The organism is Mycobacterium sp. NPDC003323, from assembly GCF_053589535.1.
The window spans coordinates 89,485-111,912 of the sequence record NZ_JBSFSB010000015.1 but is presented as its reverse complement, the minus strand read 5'-3'; the positions used below and the strand labels follow the sequence as shown (position 1 = coordinate 111,912).

Here is a 22,428-nt window from a genome sequence, read left to right as displayed (position 1 = left end):
GAATCTGTCGACCTCAGGGTCTGACTTACACTCACGCGCCACAGAGCGCTCTGAGGCACCCCGCCCCAAACACCCTTAATTCAGCAGTCTCCTAGGGGCGCAGAGGTTTGTGCCACACCAGCGCGTAACGCCACATCGGTAGCCGGGTCCAGCGGACACCGGGAAGCGCGACGCGCGCCGTGCGCCGGACCTGGGCGTAGCTGTGCGGCGGCGGCCAGACCATCGGCGCCGAATGCTCCCAGAAGCCGAGTCGACGGGTGTACCGACGGTGCTCGACCATGCCGGCGACGTCATAGAGCCCGTCGATCGGCCGGGTACTCCTGGCCAGCCCCACGGCGGCCAGCACCCCGCCGGGCGCGGTCAGATCGGCCAGCCGCATCAGCGCGCGGTGCAGGCCGGGCAGATGGTGGATGGTCGCCACCGAGGCCACGACATCGAACGACCCCGGCGCGAAGGGGTGGCTCATCACGTCACCGGCGACCCAGGTGACGCCCGGATCCTCCGTGCGTGCCGAGGCGAGCACCGCGGCGTCGGTGTCGATGGCCGTCACATCGGCGATGTGCCGGTGCAGGTCGGCCGCCAGCAGTCCGTTACCGGTGCCGACGTCCAGCGCCGTGCGGGCACCGGCCGGGACGGCGTCGAGGATGACGCGGTGGTAGTGGATGTTGTGGTTCCACCGCTCGGTGCTCACCGATGCTCCGGCGCGGTCAACGCCAAGAACGCGCCGAGTTCGACCAGTCCGGCCGGGGTCGTCGGCAGGTAGTCGGTCAGCGCGGCCGACCGCACGATCACCGCGGCGTATTTCGCGCGGCTGATGGCGACGTTGAGACGATTCCTGTTGAGCAGGAACGACACTCCGCGCGGCACGTCATCGGCCGAGGATGCCGTCATCGAGATGTAGACCAGCGGGGCCTGCCTGCCCTGGAACTTGTCGACGGTGCCGACCTCGACCTCGTCGAGTCCGGCGGCATCCAGCGCGCGGCGCAGGGTGACCACCTGCGCGTTGTAGGGCGTCACCACCAGCACGTGCCGCTGATCCAGGGCGACGGTGCCGTCCTCGTCGGTCCATGCGCCACCGAGGCGGGCGTTGATCTCGGCGACGATGGCGTCGGCCTCCTCGGGACTGTCGGTGGAATTACCGGTGTGCTCGACGGGCAGCACCCGCACCCCGGCTGCGACGCCTTCGAGCCGGCGGGCGGCGCTGACCTGCGCCTGTGACCGCAGCCGGCCCTCGTAGGACAGCCGGGACACCGGGCGGCACACATCGGGATGCATCCGGTAGGACCGGTCCAGGAAGTAGCCGCGCTCCTCGGGCAGGGTGGCGTGCCCGTCGACGAGCCAACCGAGAGCCGATCCGTCGACCGGCTCGGGGTGGGTGCCCTGGCTGACCTGGGGCAGCTGCTGCGGATCGCCGAGCAACAGCAGACTGCGGCCCGCCGATGCGACGGCGATGGTGTTGGCCAGGCTGTACTGGCCGGCCTCCTCGATGACCAGCAGGTCCAGCGCGCCCCGCGGCACCCGGGTCGGGTTCGCGAAATCCCAGGCGGTGCCGCCGATCACGCAGCCGTCGGTGTCGGCGATGAACGCCGGATAGTCCTTTTCGCCGACGTCGCGCCACCGCCGGTCGGGACTCTTTTTCTTGCCGACCCGGTCGGCGTGCACCCCGGCGTCGATCACCCCGCCGAGCAGGTTCTCGACCACGGCATGCGATTGCGCGACGACGCCGATGCGCCAGCGGTGCTCGTTGACCAGTCGGGCGATGACGGCCGCCGAGGTGTAGGTCTTACCGGTGCCCGGCGGTCCGTGCACCGCCAGATAGGAGGAGTCCAGATCCAGCAGGGCGGCGGCGATGTCGTCGACGATCACGCCGCTGCGGGGCAGGGCGGCGCCGGTGCGGCCGCGCGGTGCCCGGCGCAGCAGGATGTCGGTGACGGCGTCGGCGGGCAGGTTGGGCAGCCCGGCGGCGACGAGTGCGGCGGTGGCGGCGATGGATTCCTGCAGCGGTTTGGTGTTGATCGGCGGGCCCGGGGTCAGCGCGAAGGGGACCTGCGCGAAGACGTCGCCGTCCTTGGGTTGGCGCTCGCAGATCAGGACCTGTCCGGGCACCTCGGGATCGTCGCATTCCAGGACGGCCACCGACCCGAAGGCGCGGCGGTCCGGGTCGTCGGCGAGGCCGACCGGCGCGGGCGGATCGTAGAGCGCGTACATGTCATGGGCGAGTTCACCATTGGCCAACTCACCGGTCAGCAGCACATGGCGCTGTGGTTTGCGCGCCTTGGGCGGGGTGTGCCAGTCGTTGACGATCTCGGCCGATTCGGCGATGAACACCCCGCCGTTGTCCGACCATTCGTCGACGGGATTGTTGACGCGGTCGAAATGCGCCCACCAGAACGGTTTTGCCTCTCGCTTGTGATAACCGCGGGCGGCCGACACCATGGCCACCGCGGTCTGTTCGGCCGAGCGCACCTCGGTGCCGTCCCCGGCGAACTTCATCAGCTTGCGCTCGGTGTCGTCGGCGACGTCGACGGTCAACTGGGCGGCGGCGTCGCGCACCCGTTGCGGACCGCGCGGGGGCACCGCGGATTCGATGGCGCGGGCCACCAGCCAGTCCCGCAACCGCCGCGTCGACCGGCAGTCGTAGCGGTTGTAGTCCTCGATCTGCTTGAGCACCACCTCGGCGTCCTCGTGGCGGCCCTGTTCGGACAGCGCACAGTACCTGGCGTACTGGGTGATCGAGTCGGTGGCGGTGGTGACCTCACCGTCGCGCAACTCGTTGCCCATGTACAGCGGCTCCAGGTACTTGATGCTGTAACTCTCGGTGCCGACGCGGATGCTCTTGCGCACCAACGGGTACAGGTCCACCAGCACGCCGTTGCGCAGCAGATCGTCGACATCGTCCTCGCCGACGCCGTAGCGGCCGGCCAGACGCAGCAGGGTGCTCTTCTCGTAGGCCGCGTAGTGGTAGATGTGCATGTCGGGGTAGCGCCTGCGGCGCTTGCGCACCATCGCCAGGAAGTCCTGCAGCGCCCGCTTCTCGCTGGACCGGTCGTGCGCCCAGTAGGGCGTGAACTCGTCGTTGACGGTCAGCACGCCCCACAGGTACTCCAGGCCCCACTCGGTGCCGTTGCGCGTCCACAGCGGGTCACCCTCGAAGTCGAAGAACAGGTCACCCTTGTCGGCGTCGGGCAGCACCATCAGCGGCTGCGGGTCGACGATCTCGTAGGGCGGCTTACCGTCCTCGCGGTCGGCGATCTGCAGCCGGGCCTGCGCGGCCAGAGCGGTGACGGTGCGCCGCGACAGCTCGGGCACCGGCCCGTCGTGGGCGGCGAGTTGGTGCACGGTGCCGATACCGGCGTCCAGCAGCCGGGCCCGCTGGCTGACCCGCATCCCGGCGACCAACAGCAGGTCGTCGCTGTCGCGGACCTTCTCGCTGCACTCCGGGCACCGGAAACAGGCCCGCACGTCCGAGTCGGCCCAGGACACCGGTTCACCGCCGGCCAGATGGTCGTCGAGCAGCCGTTCCAGCGCGGCGCGGCGCGGCCGGTACACCGGCAGCAGTTCGTCGACGCGGTAGGTCGCCACCGCGCCGTCGCCGAGCAGCAGCTCGATCTCGTCGGCCACCGGCACGCCCGCGGCCGCCAGCGTGTCGGCGTAGGCGGCCAGCTGCAGCAGCGCCTCCACCTTGACCGAGCGGGCCAGTTTGGTGTCGCGCAGCCGGTAGCGCTGACCGTCGAAGGTCAGGAAGTCGGCGAAACCGGCGAACCTGCCGTCGAACATGGCGGCCTGGTAGATCGCCGGGGCGCGCCGTTCGATGGCATCCATGGTCTGCGCGGCGGCCGCGGTCAGCCCGGCGACGGTGTAGCGGGGCCGGCCGATCACGGTGACCTCGACATCCTCGCGCAACTGGTCGAGGTGGCGCTGCTCGTGGTCGTCACCGAGTTCGGAGGTGCGGGCCAGCAGTTCGTCGTCACCGGTGAGCTTCGGGCCGCGGCCCAGGTGGGCGTCGAAGGAGCGCAGCAGGGCGTATTCGCACCGGGCGGCCGCCGCGAGGTCGGAGGCGCTGTAGATCACACGACCGTCAGTGGCGAACACGGCTCCAGGCTAGGGGAGAGCACCGACACCACGCCCAAACGAACACACGGGTGAATTTGTGCGAGTGGATCACACCAAAACGTCAGTCTCGGCGACCGCGAACGTCAGCCGGTGTTGCCGATCAGTTCGACGCCGGCACCGTTCCAGCGGAAGCGGACCACGCTGTCCAGGCCGGGCACGCCGCCGGTGTACACCAGCGCGACCGTGTCGCCGGTGCTGGCGGCGGTGTCCACATCGTTGAAACCGTAGGTGTCGGGCACGCCGGTGGGGATGAACTTGCCGAGGTGGAACATCACCGCGCGGGTGTTGGCGTTCTCGGCGTTGGTGTTGGCCTTGACGATGACCGCCGACAGCTGTGCGCACTCGTTGTAGTTGCCCGCCAACGGTTCCGGGCTCCACGGCTGGTTGCTGCGCGGGTCGCGGGGAAGTTCGGACACCGCCCGGATCACCTCGGGCGCGGCGAGGTTCACCGCGCACGGGTCGACGGCCGGGACGGGCTCCGGTGGCGGCGGGGGCGGCACGACGACGGTCGACGTCGCCGGCGCCGGAACCGGCGCGTCCGGTGTCTTGGACACCGTCGAATCGCTCGATCCACATGCCGTCAGCACGACGGCGGCTGCCAGCATCAGTGCACCGTTGGCCGTCGACCTCACAACACCGCACCGTACCGGTGCGGCCCGTCCGGTCCGGGGTGGCGACGCGCACACTCTAGACTGCAGGTGAAATGACGTCGCCCGATGAACCCAGCCCCGCCGCCGAACTGACCTTCGCTGACCTGCAGATTCACCCCTCGGTGCTGCAGGCGGTGACCGACGTCGGCTATGAGTCGCCATCGGCGATCCAGGCGGCGACCATCCCGCCCATGCTGGCGGGCTCCGATGTCGTCGGCCTCGCCCAGACCGGAACCGGTAAGACGGCCGCGTTCGCCATCCCGATCCTGTCCAAGATCGACCCCGCCAGCCGCAACACCCAGGCCCTGGTCCTGGCGCCGACGCGCGAGCTCGCGCTGCAGGTCGCCGAGGCCTTCGGTCGCTACGGCGCACATCTGTCGGTCAACGTGCTGCCCGTCTACGGCGGGTCGTCCTACGGTCCGCAGCTGGCCGGCCTCAAACGCGGGGCCCAGGTTGTCGTGGGCACACCCGGGCGTGTCATCGACCACCTGGAGAAGGGCAGCCTGAACCTCTCGCACCTGGACTACCTGGTGCTCGACGAAGCCGACGAGATGCTGCAGATGGGCTTCGCCGAGGATGTCGAACGCATCCTGGCCGACACCCCCGAGTACAAGCAGGTCGCGCTGTTCTCTGCGACCATGCCCCCGGCGATCAAGAAGATCACCGCCAAGTACCTGCACGACCCGGTCGAGGTGACGGTCAAGTCCAAGACCCAGACCGCCGAGAACATCACCCAGCGCTATCTGCAGGTGTCCTATCCCCGCAAGATGGATGCGCTGACCCGCCTGCTCGAGGTCGAAGAGGGCGACGCGATGATCGTGTTCGTCCGCACCAAGCAGGCCACCGAGGAGGTCGCCGAGAAGCTGCGGTCGCGCGGGTTCGCCGCCGCCGCCATCAACGGTGACATCCCGCAGGCGGTGCGCGAACGCACCATCGCCGCGCTCAAGGACGGGTCGATCGACATCCTGGTCGCCACCGATGTCGCCGCCCGCGGTCTGGACGTCGAACGCATCTCGCACGTGGTGAACTTCGACATCCCGCACGACCCGGAGTCCTATGTGCACCGCATCGGGCGCACCGGTCGCGCGGGACGCTCGGGCACCGCGCTGCTGTTCGTCACGCCGCGGGAGCGTCATCTGCTCGGCTCGATCGAGCGGGTCACCCGGCAGAAGCTCGTCGAGATCCAGTTGCCGTCGGTCGACGATGTCAACGCCCAGCGGGTCGAGAAGTTCCGCGACTCGATCAGCGCGGCCCTCAACACCCCCGGCACCGACCTGTTCCGCCGCCTCATCGAGGACTACGAACGCGACCACAACGTGCCGCTGGCCGATATCGCCGCCGCGTTGGCCGTGCAGTCCCGTAACGGCGAAGAGTTCCTGATGACCGAACCGCCGCCGGAGAAGCGCAAGGAACGCAAGGATCGCCCTGACCGTGACGATCGCGGTCGCGAGGACCGTCCGCGCAAGAAGCACAGCACCCGAAGCGATCTGGCGACCTACCGCATCGCGGTCGGCAAGCGGCACAAGGTGGCGCCCGGGGCCATCGTCGGTGCCATCGCCAACGAGGGTGGCTTGCACCGTAGCGATTTCGGGCACATCGCCATCCGCGTCGACCATTCGTTGGTGGAGTTGCCGGCCAAGTTGCCGCGCGAGGTCTACAAGAAGCTGGAGAACACCCGGATCCAGGGTGTGCTGATCAATCTGCAACCCGACCGCGGCGGCCAGAAACCGCGGCGCAAGGACTCGTGACGTCGCAGCGCGAAGCCCTGGGCGGTCTGGAGTCCGTCTCCGCCACCGGCCGGGTCGCTGCGCTCACCGGCGTCCGCGCCGTCGCGGCGCTGCTGGTGGTGCTGACCCACGCCGCCTACACCACCGGCAAGTATCCCCAGGGCTACCTCGGCTCGTTCCTGTCCCGCGCCGAGGTCGGGGTGCCGATCTTCTTCGTGCTGTCGGGTTTCCTGTTGTTCCGGCCGTGGGTGCGCGCGTCGGCAGCAGGCTTGCCGGGACCGTCGGTGCGCCGCTACGCCTGGCACCGGGTTCGTCGGATCATGCCGGCCTATGTCGTCACCGTGTTCGCCGCGTACGCGGTGTATCACTTCCGCGAGGCCGGACCGAATCCGGGACACACCTGGGAAGGCCTGCTGCGCAACCTGACGCTGACCCAGATCTACACCGACAACTACCTGTATTCCTATCTGCATCAAGGCATGACGCAGATGTGGAGCCTGGCCGTCGAGGTGGCGTTCTATCTGGTGCTGCCATTCCTGGCCTGGCTGCTGCTGGTGGTGCTGTGCCGCCGCCGGTGGCAGCCCGTGGTGTTGATCGCCGGGCTGGGAGCGCTTTTCGCGATCAGCCCGGCCTGGCTGTGGTTGGTGCACAGCACCGATTGGCTGCCCGACGGTGCCCCGCTGTGGTTGCCCACGTATCTGGCCTGGTTCGTCGGCGGAATGTTGTTGGCGGTACTGGAATCCACCGGTGCACGCGCGTACGCCCTGGTGTGCCTGCCGCTGGCCCTGGTCTGCTACCTGATCGCCGCCACACCGTTGGCGGGTGCGCCCACGACGTCCCCGGCCCAGCTCGGCGAGGCGGTGATCAAGACGGTGTTCTACATGGTCATCGCGACGCTGGTGGTCGCACCGCTGGCGCTGCCGGGTGACGCCGGCAGCCGCGGCTGGTACTACCGGGCGATGGCGAGCCGGCCGATGGTGTTCCTGGGCGAGATCTCCTATGAGATCTTTCTGATCCACCTGATCCTGATGGAGCTGGTGATGGTGGAGATCCTGCGCTTCCCGATCTACACCGGCTCGATGTGGGCACTGTTCTTCGGCACCATGGCGGTCACCATTCCGCTGTCGTGGGTGCTGCACCGGCTGACCAGGGTGCGCGACCGCGCGAGTCGAACTTAGGGTAGGCTAACCTGGGCATAGACTCAGGAGGGCTCATGATCGATCTGAAGCCGTCGCGCGGTATCGAAGGCGTGTTGGTCAAGCTGTGGCGGGGCGGAGATTACGAACTGACCGTCACCGGACGCACCGAGATCACCGCGAACTTCCTGAGACTGCATTTCACCGCCGCCGACCTGCTCACCGAGCAGTCCATCCACCCGACGATGTGGGTGCGGGGCTGGTTCCCCGACGGTCCGCGTTCTCATCAGCGTGGCTATACGCTGGTCAACCCGGATCCCGAAACCGGCACGGTGGACATCGATTTCGCCATGCACGACGGCGTTGCCACCCGCTGGGCCCGCAACGCCCAACCGGGTGACACCCTGGAGGTGACGGTGCTGGGCAGCGACTTCTCGATCCCCGAACCGGCACCCGCGGGTTATGTCATCGTCGGCGACACCGCGTCGCTGCCGGCGATCAACTCGCTGCTGCAGGCCATCGGCGACGCACCCGCACAGATCTTCCTGGAGTCCGCGCACGATGACGACCGCGAAATTCCCACCGGCCGTCCCGATGTCACCTGGGTGGACCGCCACGACGGCGGGGCGGCGCTGGTGCAAGCCGTCGCCGACGCCGCCTTCGACGCGCCCGAGCACTTCGGCTGGGTGGCCTGTGACAACCGCACCACCCGCGCGGTGGCCAAGATCCTGCGCGACGACTACAAGATCCCGCGCAAGGCGGTCAAGGCGCGGGCGTACTGGGCTGCCTGACGAACCGGCCGACGGTCGGCGCCACGAACGTCTCCAGCATGGCGCGCTCGTCGGCGTCATCGGCCCCGGGAAACTGCAGCAGCGAGATCAGCACGCGCACCAGCCATCGCGCACGCAGCGTGACGCCGGGCCGGTCATCGCCCATCGAGACCAGAAACCCCTCGGCCAGGGCACGGATCACCTCGGAGCGTTCGGCCATCTCACCACCGATCGGGCGGGCCGAAGTGGCGAACCACGATGCCAGCGCCGGGGTTTGGCGAACCCGCCGCAATGCCAGCAGCGCGCCCTGAACCAGCCGTTCGTGCCCGTCGGGCACCGCGGTGAGGTGTTCACCGATCTCGGCGAACAGCCGGTGCGTCTCGCGGTGAACGTAGGCGGTGTAGAGCACATCCCGGTTCTCGAAGTACCGGTACAGCGTGGCACGCGAACACCCTGCGGCACGAGCGATCTCGTTCATCCCGACCGCGGCGGCGTCATGCCGGGTGAACAGGTCCTCCGCCGCGTCCAGAATGCGTTCGGCGGCCGCCTCGGAGCGCCGGTCGGCCAGCCAATCACCCATCAGAGCACTGTAAACGGTACCGACAGCGGCCGTCTGACATAGCTGCCGCCGGCCCACACCACGTTGTCCAGGTCGACCGCGAAATCCGGTATCCGGGACAGCAGTTCCTCCAGCGCGACCCGCGACTGCATCCGTGCCGCCGCCGCGCCCAGGCAGTGGTGCGCGCCGTGGCTGAAGGTCAGGATGTTGCGCGGCTTGCGCCGGATGTCGAGTTCGGCGGCGTCCGGCCCGTACTGGCGTTCGTCACGGTTACCGGAACCGTAGAGCAACAACACCTTCCGGCCCGCGGGAATGGTGGTGTCACCCACCGTCGCAGCACAGGTGGTGGTGCGGGCCAGCCCCTGTACCGGTGAGGTCAGCCGCAGGAACTCGTCGACCGAATCCGGGATCAGATCGGGACTCTCGGCGAGCAACCGGCGCTGGTCGGGATGGCGGTGCAGCAGTTGCACCGAGCCGCCCAGCATCCCGGTGGTGGTGTCGTTTCCACCGGTGACCATGGTGAAGGTGAACGCCAGGATCGCCAGCACGCCGGCGATATCGCCGTCCGCGCCGACGCCGGCGGCCACCAGATGTGACACCGTGTCATCCTCGGGTTCGGTGCGGCGCCTCTCGATCAGCGCGGTGAAGTACGCCATCATCCCGCCGAGTGCGTCGCCGAGCGTCTCCAGTGCGCCGCCGATCCCGCCGTCGGCGGTGTTGGCCGCGACGATCGCGTCGGTCCAGCCATCGAACTGGCCGCGATCCTCCTCGGGCACGCCGAGATAGTGCGCCACGACCATGGACGGCAACGGTTTGAACAGCTCGGCGACGATGTCACCGCCGCCGGCGGCGCGCAACCGCTCGATGCGCTCGATGACGAACTCGCGGACCTTGGGCTCGACGGCCTCGACCTGGCGCGGCGTGAATCCGCGTGACACCAGCTTGCGAAACTCGGTGTGCACCGGCGGGTCCTGCATGACCATGGGCGGGTTGTCGGTGAGCCCGATCATCTCCAGCTCGCCGTAGTTCACCGTCAATCCCTGCGCGGACGAGTAGGTGCGGTGATCGCGCGCGGCGGCCCAGATGTCGGCGTGCCGGGACATCACGTAGTAGTCCTGACCCGGGGTCTCGGTGATGACGTGGTGCACCGGATCGTGGTCACGCAGGGCGCGGTACATCGGCCACGGGTCGGGCCAGGTGTCGGCAGAGCCGAGCCGGAATACCGCCGACGCTCCATGAGACATTCGGACTGTCATGTCTTATGCCTACGACAGATCGCTCACGGTGTCAAGGGTCGCCGTTTGCAATGTCGGGCTGTCAGCTCCGTCGTGCGTATATGGGAACAACGGCGCTGTCAGACCGACATTGCGTCGGAGCCAGGCCGGCCGACGCGACCACCGAACAGGACCGGCTGGACGACATCGGCCCCGACGTCGCCTCACCCGGGACGTTGACCAGCATCTCCCGCCGCGGCGGGCCGCCGATCCCGGTCAGCACCAACACCACGGCCATGCCGTCGTGGTCGCCGGTGGTCGTGGTGGCGGTGTGGTAGGCGTTGTCCAGCTCGACCATGCCGCCGAAGGTGGCCTGCCCGCTGTTGATGAGTGCGGTCGCCAGCGACTCGCGCGCCCGGTTCGACGAGACGTAGACGTGCCCGGGCAGCCATCCGGTGAAGCCCACCTTCTCGGTGCTGAACGCGCCGCTCCAGACGAATCCCGTCTCGGTCTCGATCGGGTCCGGCCCGAAGATCCGGCCGTGATCGTTCTGGCGTAGGAAGAAGTCATTGGAGTAGCTCAACAACAACCCCTTGGGCCGCTGCCCGTAGGTCACATCGTCGATGCGGCCCCGGAACCCGAAACTGTGCAGCGGCTGCGCCGGGAACCCGGACCGGAACATCGCCTGGTTCAGCCGGTTGCCCGCCTGCGACCGCGTGCTCGAGTTCGGGTCGACGATGATGACGTTGACCGACTCCAGCAGCGTCTTGCCGCCGTACTTCTTGCCGCCCCAGTTCGCGATCTGCCCACCCCACCGCAGCATCCACTTGCCGATCTCGCCGTACGGCGTGGCGGCCTGATCGGCCGGTGACGGTGTGGTCGGCGCCGCGGCCGGCTGCGCGGCGGGTGGCTCCGGTGTGGTCGGCGCTTCCAGCGTGGCGACCGACCTGCTCGGTTGCGGTCCCGATCGCACACCGGCCGACGGCGCCGCCGCGCGGCGTGGTTCGGTGCGTCGCTGCAGCGCCGGGCCGGTGTCGTCCCGGTCGGCGGTGGTGCGTGCCGTGCGGTCCCGTGGTGCGTCGTCGGCCTTCTCGTCGTGCTTCGCGTCGTCCGGTGACGGCCGAGTCGCCGAGGGATCATCGGCAGCGCTGCTGCCGGCGGACTGCGATGTCGTGGTCGCGCCGCCGGTGTCGGCGCCGGGGTCCGCGTGGGCCACCCCGGCGCCGGCGACCGCGGCGCCGATGCCCAACACCACCGCAAGCGGCGCGAGAAACCCCGGTCGCCGGCTCGTCATCCCTGTCGCCATCCGTCCGTCCTCCCATACCGCCTCGGCGCAGACTAACCGGGCGCGGTGACCGCGGGAGGAAGGTTGCGCCGACACGGTCTTGCAGAATGGAAACATGTCCACCAGCCGGGATAGTGTCCGCGTCGCCATCGCCCAACTCGATGTCGTCTCACGCGATGTCGCGCACAACAGCGCCCAGCTGAGCGCGCTCGTCGCCGCGCACTCCGATGTCGACCTCGTGGTGGTTCCGGAGCTCGCCCTCACCGGGTATCAGATCGAGGCCCTCGACGAATTGGCCGCACCTCCCGAGCAGGCCTTCGCCGAGATCGCGGCGAGCTGCGCGCGCGCCGCCACGGCGTTCATCGGTGGATACGTCGAGCCCGGCCCCGACCGGCCGTACAACTCGATGGTGGTCATCGACGCCACCGGGGCCGTCGTCGCCAACTACCGCAAGACACACCTGTTCGACGCCGAGGCCGACGCCTTCGCCACCGGTGACCGACTGGTTCTGGCCACCGTCGGCGACGTGAAACTCGGCCTGATGATCTGTTTCGACATGGAGTTCCCCGAGGTGGCCCGCACCCTCGCCGATGCCGGGGCCGACGTGCTGGTCTCCATCGCGGCGAACATGGACCCGCTCTACAACGATCACCTCATCGCCGCTCAATCCCGTGCGCTGGAGAACAGACGCCCGCTGATCTACGCCAACCGCAGCGGCGCCGAGCATCCGCACCAGTTCCACGGCGGCAGCCGCGCCGTCGACCCCGATGGTCACGTGCTGGCCGAAGCCGGCCGCGCACCCGAGGTGCTCACCGTCGACCTGCCACTGCACAGTGCGCTCGGCGGCTACGTCGACTACCTGCGCCTGCGCCGCCCCGAGCTGTACACCTGCGGCTGACGGCGCCCGGGCGGAGGTGCGCCCAGATCGACGGGCGAGTAAGGCTAGCCTTGCTTGCACGGGCGCCGACCGCAGTGCCCGGGGGAGGAGATCACCCGATGGCACGTGGGTTGCAGGGTGTGATGATGCGCGGCTTCGGCGCGCGCGATCACGAGGTCACCGTGCTGGGCACCGAATGGCTGGCCCCGCACTGCCTGCGGATCCGGATGGTCTCACCGACGGTGTTCGAGGATTCCGCCGCCGAACCGACCTCCTGGCTGCGCTTCTGGTTCCCCGACCCCGACGGCACCGACACCGAGTTCCAGCGCGCCTACACCATCTCCGAGGCCGACCCGGCCACCGGCCGTTTCGCCATCGACGTGGTGCTGCACGAACCGGCCGGCCCCGCCTCGACATGGGCGGCCGACGTCCGGCCCGGCACCACCATCGCCGCGATGGTGATGGGATCCAAGGGATTCTCGGTCGCCGAGGACCCGGTGGACCGGCCGGCCGGCTACCTGCTCATCGGTGACGCCGCTTCCCAGCCCGCGATCAACGGCATCATCGGCGCCGTCCCGCACGACATCCCCATCGAGGCCTACCTCGAGCAGCACCATGACGACGATCTGCTGATCCCGCTGGCCGAACATCCACGGCTGACGGTGCATCGCGTGCCGCGTGCCGACGCCGCGTCGCTGGCGGCGGCCATCGAAAGTCGCGACTGGTCCAACTGGTATGTCTGGGCCGGGCCCGAGGCCGGTGCGCTCAAGACGCTGCGGACCCGGTTGCGAGACGAGTTCGGTTTCCCAAAGCAGGAGATCCACGCCCAGGCCTACTGGACCGAGGGCCGGGCCATGGGCAGCAAGCGTGGTGACGACAAGACCGCCGCGCCGGTGCCGGCCCCCGCACCGACTGCACCGATTGCGGCCCAGCCGGCACCGACGGGTACCTGGCGCGCCCAGGCCGCCGGTCGCCTGCTGGCGCCGCTGAAGCGCAAGCTCATCATCTCCGGCGTCCTACAGGCGCTGATCACCCTGGTCGAACTGGCACCGTTCGTGCTGCTGGTCGAACTCGCCCGCCTGCTGCTCGCCGGGGCGGAATCGGACCGATTGTGGGACTTGGGTATTGCCGCCGTCGCGCTGTTGGGCACCGGTACCTTCCTGACTGCCGCGCTGGCGCTGTGGTTGCACCGCGTGGACGCCGCGTTCGCTCGTGACCTGCGCGGCCGGTTGCTCACCAAATTGTCCCGGCTGCCGTTGGGCTGGTTCACCGCCCGCGGATCCGGATCGATCAAACAACTGGTGTCCGACGACACCCTGTCGCTGCACTACCTGATCACCCACGCCATCCCGGACGCGGTGGCCGCAGTGATCGCACCGGTCGCGGTGCTGGTGTACCTGTTCATCGTCGACTGGCGTATCGCGTTGGTGTTGTTCGGTCCGGTGCTGGTCTATCTGGTGCTGATGTCGGTCATGACCATCCAGTCCGGCAACAAGATCACCCAGGCCCCGAAGTGGGCCGAACGGATGAGCGGGGAGGCCGGCGCCTACCTGGAGGGCCAACCGGTGGTGCGCATATTCGGCGGCGCCGCATCGTCCAGCTTCCGCAACCGCCTCGACGACTACATCGGATTCCTGGTCGACTGGCAGCGCCCGTTCGTGGGCAAGAAGACCCTGATGGATCTGGTGACCCGGCCGACGACCTTCCTGTGGCTCATCGTCGCCGTCGGTACCCCGCTGGTCGTCGGCGGCGGACTCGACCCCGTCGATCTGCTGCCATTCCTGTTGCTGGGCACCACCTTCGGCGCCCGACTGCTGGGCATCGGCTACGGGCTGGCCGGCATCCAGGGCGGCATGCTGGCCGCCCGCCGGGTGCAGAGCGTGCTCGACGAGGCCGAACTCGCCGTCCGTGACGGCGATCCCGCAGGCGGCACCGGCGCCGAGGAAGCGGTCGTTTTCGACCGCGTCACCTTCGGCTACCGGCCGGAGGTGCCCGTCATCAAGGACGTCTCCCTGACGCTGAAGCCCGGCACCGTGACCGCGCTGGTCGGTCCGTCGGGGTCGGGAAAGTCCACGCTGGCCGCGCTGCTGGCGCGGTTCCACGATGTGCAGCAGGGCGCCATCAGCATCGGCGGTGACGATATCCGCACGCTGCTGGCCGACGAGCTGTACCGGCGCATCGGCTTCGTGCTGCAGGACACCCAATTGGTGCACGGCACCGTGGCCGAGAACATCGCGCTGGCCGATCCGGACGCCGCAGCCGAACGGGTGACGGCCGCCGCCGGCGACGCGCAGATCCACGACCGCATCCAACGCATGCCCGACGGCTACGACACCGTGCTCGGGGCAGGGGTCGGATTGTCCGGCGGTGAACGGCAGCGTCTGACGATCGCCCGGGCGATCCTGGCCGACACCCCGGTGCTGATCCTCGACGAGGCCACCGCCTTCGCCGATCCCGAGTCCGAATACCTTGTCCAGCAGGCACTGAACCGGTTGACGCGGGAGCGCACCGTGCTGGTCATCGCGCACCGGCTGCACACCATCACCCACGCCGACCAGATCGTCGTGCTCGACGACGGCGAGATCGCCGAGATCGGAACCCACGATCAGTTGCTCGCCGCGAACGGACGCTACCGGGCGCTGTGGGAATCCGGTCGCCCCGTCGCCGCCGGCCAGGAGGTCGCTCGATGATCCGCACGCTGCTCGCTCTCATTCCGGACGACCGACGCGGCAAGGTCGGTCTCTACACCGTGCTGACCGTCTTCTCGGTGCTACTGCGCGCGGTTGCGGTGGTGCTGCTGGTTCCGCTGGTGGCCGCGTTGTTCAGCGAACAACCGGCCGACGCCTGGGTGTGGCTGGGATGGTTGACCGCGGCGACCGTCACCGGCTGGGTCGTCGACACGATGACCGCCACATTGGGATTCGACATCGGTTTCGCGGTGCTCGACAGCACCCAGCACGATATGGCCGACCGGTTGCCGAACATCAAGTTGGACTGGCTGTCCCACGACAACACCGCCACCACCCGGCAGGCCATCGCGGCGACCGGGCCGGAACTGGTCGGCTTGGTGGTCAACCTGCTCACCCCGCTGATCGGCGCCATCCTGCTGCCCGCGGCGATCTCGATTGCCCTGCTTGCGATCTCGGTACCGCTGGGGCTCGCTGCCCTGGCCGGTGTCGCGGTACTGCTCGGTGCGCTGTGGTTGTCCGGGCGGCTGACCCGGACCGCGGACCGGGTGGCCGGGGAGGCCAATACCGCCTTCACCGAACGCATCATCGAGTTCGCCCGCACCCAGCAGGCGCTGCGCGCGGCCCGGCGTGTCGAACCGGCCCGCAGCATGGTGGGTACGGCACTGCAGGCCCAGCACGGTGCCGGCCTGCGACTGCTGACCATGCAGGTGCCCGGTCAGCTGCTGTTCAGCCTGGCCAGCCAACTGGCGCTCATCGTCTTCGCCGCCGCGACAACGCTGTTGACAATGCGGGGTGATCTCGCCGTGCCCGAGGCCGTAGCGTTGATCGTCGTGATCGCGCGGTACCTGGAGCCGTTCACCATCCTCAGCGAGCTATCCGGTGCGTTGGAATCGACGCGGGCGACGCTCGGGCGGATCCAGCAGGTGCTCGATGCGCCCGTGCAGGACGCCGGTGCCGCGACGTTGCCCGGCGACGCCGCGCCGCGTATCGAATTCGCCGGTGTGCGCTTCGATTACGGCGGCGAGCCGGTGCTGCACGACATCAGCTTCGCGCTGGAACCCGGCACCACGACGGCCATTGTCGGCCCGTCGGGGTCGGGTAAGAGCACGATCCTGGCCCTCATCGCGGGTCTGCACCAACCGGTGGCCGGGCAGGTGTTCGTCGACGGTGTCGACGTGGCCGGCCTGGACCCCGCGGCCCGGCGCGCGGCGGTCAGCATGGTCTTCCAACATCCGTACCTGTTCGACGGGTCGCTGCGCGACAACATCCTGGTCGGTGATCCCGGCGCGGACAGCCAAACCCTTGCCGCGGCAATCCGACTGGCGCGTGTCGATGAGCTGGCCGCCAGATTGCCCGATGGTGCGCAGACCTCGGTCGGGGAGGCCGGCTCGGCGCTGTCCGGTGGTGAACGTCAACGCGTCAGCATCGCCAGGGCGCTGGTCAAACCCGCCCCCGTGCTGCTGGTCGACGAGGCCACCAGTGCGCTGGACACCGAGAACGAGGCGGCCGTGGTCGACGCGTTGACCGCCGACGTCCGGCCCCGCACCCGCGTGATCGTCGCACACCGGCTGGCCAGTATCCGACGGGCCGACCGGGTGCTGTTCGTCGACGGTGGGCGCATCGTCGAGGACGGCACCATCGACGAACTGCTGGCGGCCGGCGGGCGTTTCGCCCAGTTCTGGCAGCAGCAGAGCTCCGCGGCGGACTGGCAGATCGCCGCCAACCCGGCCTGACGGCGCTCGCAGTGAGCGCGAGCGTCCCCGAAGTGCCCGCGGCCGCGGCGTGTCAGCGTGCGGACACGGTCTCTCGCGGGCGGCCGGACGCGAGCGGAACGCGACCTCCGCATCAGGCAGGCTGGGCTACATCGTCCTGACATGCGCGCTTGCCGGCGCGCAGACTGCCCGATTGCGACTTGTATGCGACATCCGGGTCGCCATAATGTCGCCAACCGGTCATTGCGGCGACAGGGAAGGTTCGTCCCATGCGTGAATACCTTCAGTTCTTCATCGACGGCCAGTGGGTCGACCCGGTCACGCCGGCGACCCTCGACGTCGACAACCCGCGCACCGAGCAGATGTCGGGCCGGATCGCCCTCGGGTCGGCCGCCGACGTCGACAAGGCGGTGGCGGCGGCGCGCCGGGCCTTCGACACCTGGTCGCAGACCGGCAAACAGGAGCGCCTGGCCGTGCTCGGCGCCATCCTCGCCGAGTACCAGAAGCGCATGCCCGACCTCGCCGATGCCGTCGGCGAGGAGATGGGCGCCCCGCCCGGGCTGGCCGGCGGTCTGCAGGTGAACCTGGGTCTGGGTCATCTGGCCGCGGCCATCGAGGCGCTGACGAACTTCGAGTTCGAGATCGACCGCGGATCCACCCGGGTGATCAAGGAGCCCATCGGTGTCTGCGGACTCATCACACCGTGGAACTGGCCGCTCAACCAGATCGCGGCCAAGGTGTACCCGGCGCTGGCCGCGGGGTGCACCATGGTGCTCAAACCGTCGGAGGTGGCGCCCTACTCGGCGCAGATCTTCACCGAAATCGTCCAAGCCGCAGGGGTTCCCGCCGGTGTGTACAACCTGGTCTACGGCGACGGCCCGGGTGTCGGCGCGGCGATCTCCAGTCATCCCGGTATCGACATGGTGTCCTTCACCGGTTCGACCCGCGCCGGCATCGAGGTCGCCCGCAACGCGGCGCCCGGCGTGAAGCGGGTCAGCCAGGAACTCGGCGGCAAGAGCCCCAATATCGTGCTCGACGACGAGTCCTTCGCCACCGGGGTGGGGGCCGGCGTCTCGGCGATGATGCTCAACAGCGGGCAGAGCTGCAATGCGCCGTCCCGGATGCTGGTGCCGAACTCACGGATGGACGAGGCCATCGCGATCGCCCGCGAGGTCGGCGCCTCGGTCACCGTCGGTGATCTCGACGACGAGAACGCGATCGGCCCGGTCGCCTCCAAGGTGCAGTTCGACAAGATCCAGGGACTCATCCAGAAGGGCATCGACGCGGGTGCCGAACTCGTGGTCGGCGGCATCGGGCGTCCCGACGGGCTGGACACGGGCTACTACGTCAAACCCACCGTCTTCGCCCGGGTGTCCAATGACATGGAGATCGCCCGCGAGGAGATCTTCGGTCCCGTGCTGTGCATCATCGGCTACGACGATCTCGATCAGGCGGTGCAGATCGCCAACGACACCGATTACGGGCTGGCCGGGTACGTCTGGGCCGCCGATATCGAGGCCGCGCGCGCGGTGGCCCGCGGGATCCGCGCGGGGTCGGTGGCGATCAACCACGCCTTCGACATCAACGCGCCGTTCGGTGGGTACAAGTCCAGCGGGAACGGTCGCGAGTGGGGCGATTTCGGCTTCCACGAGTATCTCGAGGTCAAGGCCGCCGTCGGTTACACACCGGCCTAGAGACCGGCCCCCGGGTTCAGTATCCCCGCCGGGTCGAGTGCGTTCTTGATCCGGCGGTTCAACTCCATCGCTTCCGGACCGAGATAGCCTGCCAGCCAGGGCTTCTTGAGCCTCCCGACGCCGTGCTCGCCGGTGATGGTGCCACCCAGCGACACCGCCAGATCCATGATCTCCCCGAACGCCACCTCGGCGCGGCGAGCCATGTCGGCATCGGCGGGGTCGAAGACGATCAGCGGGTGGGTGTTGCCGTCCCCGGCGTGCGCGATCACCGAGATCAACAGGTCGTGGTGCGCGGCGATCTTCTCGATACCGGCCACCAGATGTGACAGCGCGGGCAGGGGGACCCCGACGTCTTCCAGCAGCAGCGAGCCCTTGGCCTCCACCGCCGGGATGGCATAGCGGCGGGCCACCACGAAGGCCTCACCCTCGGCCGGATCCGATGTCGAGAACACCTCCGTCGCACCGGCTTCGGTGAACACCCTGGCCATGAACTCGGCATCGTCGGCGCCGGCCGGACCGCGATCGTCGGAGGCGGCCACCATCATGGCGGCGGCATCGCGGTCCAGGCCCATCTTGAGTTTGTCCTCCACGGCGTTGATCGCCGCGGCATCCATGAACTCCAGCATGGACGGTCGGATCTTGCCGGTGATGGTGACCACGGCATCGGCGGCCGCTTCCACCGAGGCGAAGGTGGCCACCACGGTGCACGGCGTGTGCTGTGGCGGCAGCAGCCGCAACGTCACCTCGGTGATGATGCCGAGGGTGCCCTCACTGCCCACGAACAGCTTCGTCAGACTCAGCCCGGCAACGTCTTTCAGGCGGGGACCGCCCAAGCGCACCGCGGTACCGTCGGCCAGCACCACCTGCAGACCCAGCACGTAGTCGGTGGTGACGCCGTATTTGACGCAGCACAGCCCGCCGGCGTTGGTGGCGATGTTGCCGCCGATGGTGCAGATTTCGAACGAGGACGGGTCCGGCGGGTACCACAGGCCGTGCTCGGCGACGACCTTCTTGACCTCGGCGTTGAGCAGTCCCGGCTGGGCGACGGCGGTACGGGTGGCGGTGTCGACGGTGATATCGCGCATGCGCTCGGTGGACAACACCACGCTGCCGTCCTGGGCGGTCGCGCCACCGGACAGCCCGGTGCCGGCGCCGCGCGGGATGACCGCGACACCGTGGCCGGCGGCCCACCGCACGATGGTCTGCACCTCCTCGGTGCATCGTGGCCGCAGCACCGCCATCGCGGTACCGGCATCCGGATCGGCGGCGCGGTCCTGACGGTAGGAGGCCACGATATCGGGATCGGTCACGACGGTGCCCTCGGGCAACGCGCAGATCAGGTCGTCCAGCACAGCACTCACGACGGCAAGTCTAGGGTCGGCGCCGGCTGAACAGTTCTGCCAACTCCGTGCGCGTCGTGGTGCCGGTCTTGGCCATCGCCCGCAGGATGTGGCCCTCCACGGTGCGCACGGACAGCGTCAGTCGATCGGCGATGTCGCGGTTGCTGGGCAGCGGCATGGTGCCGGCCAGCACGGACACGACCTCGCGTTCCCGCGCGGTCAGCACGATCGGCTCCTTGACCTGGTCCAGCGCCGGTGTGCGGACCCCGGATTCGGATGCCAACGCCTCGGCGCGGCCCGCGCAGCTCAGGAAGGAACCGCGCCGGTTCGCGGTGCGGTGGATGATGGCGGCGTGCGCGGCGGCGTCAGCGGCCGCCACGGTGTCGCCCATCTTCTCGAATTCGTCCGCCAGCGAGCTCAATCGAACGGCATCGCCGGCTCGCAGTGCCTCCGCGAAGCGCACCGCCAGACCCGCGCGCGGTCCGTCGACCAGTCGGGTGAGTTCCACCAGCCGGTCGGCGTGCGTGCGGTCGCCGAACTGGGTGGCGATCTGGCGGCACAGCACCTCGACGCCGAACTGTCCCTTCCGTGCGGCTGTCGCGGCGGTGTTATTCAGGATCCCGATGGCCTCGTTGACCGCGCCCTGGGCGGCCGACACCCAGGCCCGGCTCACGCTGCGCTCATGGTCCAGGGACCGGAACGGCCGCTGCAGTGCGTCCAGCCGGTCCAGGATCGCCGCGGCCTCGTCACCCGCGCCGCGCATGGCCATGGTGGTGGCCCACGCGACGCTGTACCGGTAGCCCCAGCCGGTGGCATGACCGGCCATCACGGCCGAGATCTGTTCGAAAAGCGAACCGGCGGTGTCGAGTCGGCCGCCGGCCAGTGCCGCGCGTGCGGCGATCGCGGGGCCCAGCGAGTGCGCGACGCCCGGCAGGTCGACGGCCTCAAGTTGCACGCGCTCGGCGACCTGCGCGGCGTCGGCGATACGACCCGCCAGGGCCAGTGCGGTGACCTCCGAATCGGCGAGGTTGAAACGAATGTGCGGGGTGTCGAACGAGTGCGTGGACGTCCGCAGGCCGGATTCGACGAAATCCAGCGCCGTGTCGGTGCGCCCGGCCTCGGCGGCGACGGTGGCCAGTGCCCACGCGGTCTCGGCCCCGACGACATCCGGAAGGGCCGCCAGGTCCAGCGATCGGGCGATGGTCTCGGCCTCGGCGGGGTCGTCCATGGCGAACCAGTACGTCGTCAGGAAGGCGTTCAGCCAGGCTCGTCCCTCGGCGTTCAGCGTCGCCGCCACCGCATCGACGTGCGCCTTGGCCTCGGCCGGCCGCTGCAGTGCCCACAACAGGTTGGAGGCGCGCAGGTGCGCGAACCGCGCCCGCTCGGTATCGGGAAGGCCGGTGGTGTCGACCTCGGCCAGCACATCCTCGGCCTCCTGCCCGCAGAACAGCCAGGACAGCGCATGGGCCCGTAGATAAGCGGCCTCCGGTCCGGCGCCGTTCTGCTCGGCCACCCGCGCCAACCGTTCGGCCAATGTCAGGTCGGCCAGCCGGATCGCGCCGCGGGTGGCGGTCAGCAACAGAGCCGGATCCGCAGGCAGGTCGGAGTCCACGCTCAAGGTGGCGCGACGCACCGCCACTCGCAGATCATCGGCTCGACTGCCCGCCGCCAGTTCGGTGGCGATCAGGCCACGCAACCGGCGCAGCGTCGCCACCGGGGTGCGGGCCCGGCGCAGTTCGCCGTAGAGCGGGTGCGCCACCCTCGCCTGCACGCCATCGGCGGTGTCCTGCAACACCACCAGCTCACGCACGTTGGCTTCCTCGACCGCGTCGCTCGACGTGATGCTCTGCAGGATCGACAGTTCCAGCGGTTCGGCGACCGCCAGCGCGTCGATCACCTCGCCGACGGCGGGGGTGAGATCGCGGAAGCGGGACTCGATCAGTTCGACCAGTCCGGTCGGCAACACCGGTTGTCCGAGCCACTGCCACCGGCCGTCGCGCAGTTCCAGGCGGCCGTCGGCGAGTTCCTGTTCGACGATATTGCGCAGGTACAACGCGTTTCCGCGGGTGAGGTCCCAAAATCGCTGTGCGGCAGCGGAATCGATCGGACCACCCAGCGCGGCACCGAGCAGCTCGGTGTTCTCCCGCTGGTCGAGTGCCCGCAACTGGAGACGATCGAAGGGATGATCCTTCCAGATCTCCCGCACGGAGTCGGGCACCGGCTCACCGTCGCGGACCGTCAGCACCACCCGGCCGGATCCGCGCTGGGCGATCTGGTGCAGCACGAATGCGGACAGATCGTCGAGCAAGTGGGCATCGTCGACCACGATCAGCGCCGGTGCCCCGGTCGGGGTGGCGGTGACGGCGTCGATGACACCGCGCACCAGCTGCAGGCGGTCACCGTCGGGATCGGACGCCCACGCCGCGAACGCACCCAGCGGCAGCTGCCGGGCCGCGGTGGTGCCGACGACCCAGTGCGGGCGGCCACCGTGCAGGGCTTCGCGCACCGCCCTGCTCTTGCCGATACCCGCCGGGCCGGACACCACGGCACCGCGCAGATCCGGTGCCGTCACGGCGTTGCGGATCCTCGGTATCTCCGCCGCCCGCCCGACCAGTGGCCACCTCAACCGCACGCGCAAAGCGTAGGAGCCCGAACATCGAT

Annotated in this window: 15 protein-coding genes; 7 read left to right on the top strand and 8 right to left on the bottom strand. The window is 69.1% G+C overall.

Features of this window, described 5'->3' with window-relative positions; genetic code table 11:
• Positions 1-91: 91 nt before the first annotated feature.
• From ACWDUN_RS24730 to ACWDUN_RS24720, 3 genes are all read right to left on the bottom strand, one after another.
• Positions 92-691 (bottom strand): class I SAM-dependent methyltransferase, encoded by a 600-nt coding sequence (locus tag ACWDUN_RS24730; RefSeq protein ID WP_449932779.1) that lies wholly within the window; start codon positions 689-691, stop codon positions 92-94.
• Positions 688-4,092 carry a TM0106 family RecB-like putative nuclease gene (locus tag ACWDUN_RS24725; RefSeq protein WP_449932778.1) on the bottom strand — a complete coding sequence of 1,135 codons (3,405 nt, stop codon included), beginning with the start codon at positions 4,090-4,092 and terminating at the stop codon, positions 688-690. The genes ACWDUN_RS24730 and ACWDUN_RS24725 overlap by 4 nt, the downstream gene beginning before the upstream one ends.
• Before the next feature lie 104 nt (positions 4,093-4,196).
• The gene (locus ACWDUN_RS24720) at positions 4,197-4,811 is read right to left on the bottom strand and encodes an LppP/LprE family lipoprotein (RefSeq protein ID WP_449932798.1); all 615 of its coding nucleotides are present in this window, start codon (positions 4,809-4,811) and stop codon (positions 4,197-4,199) included.
• A 5-nt stretch (positions 4,812-4,816) separates the two neighbouring features.
• On the opposite strand from ACWDUN_RS24720, the gene ACWDUN_RS24715 reads away from it, so the two are divergent.
• From ACWDUN_RS24715 to ACWDUN_RS24705, 3 genes are read left to right on the top strand one after another with little or no spacing between them, the layout of a single operon-like run.
• Entirely contained in the window at positions 4,817-6,511 is a 1,695-nt protein-coding gene (locus ACWDUN_RS24715; protein ID WP_449932776.1) for a DEAD/DEAH box helicase, read from the top strand.
• Positions 6,508-7,668, top strand: a complete 1,161-nt coding sequence (locus ACWDUN_RS24710) for an acyltransferase family protein (protein WP_449932774.1) — start codon at positions 6,508-6,510, stop codon at positions 7,666-7,668. Before ACWDUN_RS24715 ends, ACWDUN_RS24710 begins: the two co-directional genes overlap by 4 nt.
• A 35-nt stretch (positions 7,669-7,703) precedes the next feature.
• A complete protein-coding gene (locus ACWDUN_RS24705) occupies positions 7,704-8,417 on the top strand; it encodes a siderophore-interacting protein (RefSeq protein ID WP_449932772.1) in 714 nt (237 codons plus the stop codon).
• Here ACWDUN_RS24705 and ACWDUN_RS24700 read toward each other — a convergent pair.
• The 3 genes from ACWDUN_RS24700 to ACWDUN_RS24690 form a co-directional block, all read right to left on the bottom strand.
• Positions 8,389-8,976, bottom strand: coding sequence for a TetR/AcrR family transcriptional regulator (locus tag ACWDUN_RS24700; protein WP_449932770.1), 588 nt, complete (start codon positions 8,974-8,976; stop codon positions 8,389-8,391). The genes ACWDUN_RS24705 and ACWDUN_RS24700 overlap by 29 nt on opposite strands.
• Positions 8,976-10,211 (bottom strand): cytochrome P450, encoded by a 1,236-nt coding sequence (locus ACWDUN_RS24695; RefSeq protein ID WP_449932768.1) that lies wholly within the window; start codon positions 10,209-10,211, stop codon positions 8,976-8,978. Before ACWDUN_RS24695 ends, ACWDUN_RS24700 begins: the two co-directional genes overlap by 1 nt.
• A gap of 61 nt (positions 10,212-10,272) precedes the next feature.
• Positions 10,273-11,463, bottom strand: coding sequence for a hypothetical protein (locus tag ACWDUN_RS24690; RefSeq protein ID WP_449932766.1), 1,191 nt, complete (start codon positions 11,461-11,463; stop codon positions 10,273-10,275).
• A gap of 106 nt (positions 11,464-11,569) precedes the next feature.
• Between ACWDUN_RS24690 and ACWDUN_RS24685 the strand changes: the two genes are divergently transcribed.
• The 4 genes from ACWDUN_RS24685 to ACWDUN_RS24670 all read left to right on the top strand — a co-directional run bounded on the left by ACWDUN_RS24685 (position 11,570) and on the right by ACWDUN_RS24670 (position 18,427).
• A complete protein-coding gene (locus tag ACWDUN_RS24685; protein WP_449932764.1) occupies positions 11,570-12,352 on the top strand; it encodes a carbon-nitrogen hydrolase family protein in 783 nt (260 codons plus the stop codon).
• A 98-nt stretch (positions 12,353-12,450) separates the two neighbouring features.
• Positions 12,451-15,021 (top strand): ABC transporter ATP-binding protein/permease, encoded by a 2,571-nt coding sequence (locus ACWDUN_RS24680; RefSeq protein WP_449932762.1) that lies wholly within the window; start codon positions 12,451-12,453, stop codon positions 15,019-15,021.
• The gene (locus tag ACWDUN_RS24675; protein WP_449932760.1) at positions 15,018-16,754 is read left to right on the top strand and encodes an ABC transporter ATP-binding protein; all 1,737 of its coding nucleotides are present in this window, start codon (positions 15,018-15,020) and stop codon (positions 16,752-16,754) included. The genes ACWDUN_RS24680 and ACWDUN_RS24675 overlap by 4 nt, the downstream gene beginning before the upstream one ends.
• A 248-nt stretch (positions 16,755-17,002) precedes the next feature.
• Positions 17,003-18,427 carry an aldehyde dehydrogenase family protein gene (locus tag ACWDUN_RS24670; RefSeq protein WP_449932759.1) on the top strand — a complete coding sequence of 475 codons (1,425 nt, stop codon included), beginning with the start codon at positions 17,003-17,005 and terminating at the stop codon, positions 18,425-18,427.
• On the opposite strand, the gene ACWDUN_RS24665 is transcribed toward ACWDUN_RS24670, so the two are convergent.
• Positions 18,424-19,788, bottom strand: a complete 1,365-nt coding sequence (locus tag ACWDUN_RS24665; RefSeq protein ID WP_449932758.1) for an FAD-binding oxidoreductase — start codon at positions 19,786-19,788, stop codon at positions 18,424-18,426. The two genes, ACWDUN_RS24670 and ACWDUN_RS24665, sit on opposite strands and share 4 nt — an antisense overlap.
• Before the next feature lie 10 nt (positions 19,789-19,798).
• On the bottom strand, positions 19,799-22,399 hold the full coding sequence (locus ACWDUN_RS24660) for an AAA family ATPase (RefSeq protein WP_449932756.1): 2,601 nt from the start codon (positions 22,397-22,399) through the stop codon (positions 19,799-19,801).
• Between the last annotated feature and the right edge of the window lie 29 nt (positions 22,400-22,428).